This window comes from Prevotella sp. TF12-30 (genome assembly GCF_003436715.1).
GTDB lineage: Bacteria > Bacteroidota > Bacteroidia > Bacteroidales > Bacteroidaceae > Prevotella > Prevotella copri_A.
Window position 1 is genome coordinate 1,717 of record NZ_QSQJ01000093.1, and the last position, 569, is coordinate 2,285.

At 42.5% G+C, this 569-nt stretch carries 1 protein-coding gene and 1 pseudogene; one reads left to right on the plus strand and one right to left on the minus strand.

What is annotated here, in order from left to right:
* Positions 1–217, plus strand: a 217-nt coding sequence (locus tag DXD25_RS16120; RefSeq protein WP_187360509.1) for a PepSY-like domain-containing protein, incomplete at its 5' end; no start/stop codon positions are given.
* Between the two features lie 112 nt (positions 218–329).
* Here DXD25_RS16120 and DXD25_RS16125 read toward each other — a convergent pair.
* Positions 330–569: pseudogene (locus tag DXD25_RS16125) on the minus strand (hypothetical protein); the annotation flags it as partial.

The window sequence follows — 569 nt, forward strand, 5'->3', positions numbered from 1 at the left end:
TAACAAGGGAGAGTGGAAGAGCGTGGACTGCAAGTTCTCTGCATTGCCATCTGGCATTATTCCTGATGTGATCGTTGCGGATATTGCTAAGCGCTATCCTTCACAGCAGCCGTATAAGATAGAGAAGGAGATAGGTGGTTACGAAATCGACATCCCAGGCTACGACCTGTATTACAACAGTGCCGGTAAATTCATCCGTGCTGAAATTGACCGATAATCCTATCCGGCATTAACACTCATTCAATCCTATATTTTAAGCAAATCCCCCATCTGGCTTGAGAAGGCAGGATGGGGGATTTCTGTTTATCTGTTACTTCTAAAATAATATCTTATTTCAATTTTTCTATCTGTTCCTGGGTAAGACCGGAATACTTCATGATCAGATTGATGTCAACGCCATCAGCAAGCATATTCCTGGCAATATCCAGGGCTTTCTGGTTCATACCTTTTTTCATGCCTTTTTCCAAACCTTTCTCCATCCCTTTTTTCATACCTTTCTCAATACCTAATTCCATCCCTTTTTCCATCCCCTCTGCAAGACCTTCTTGCTTCGCCGTATCAATGGAGTT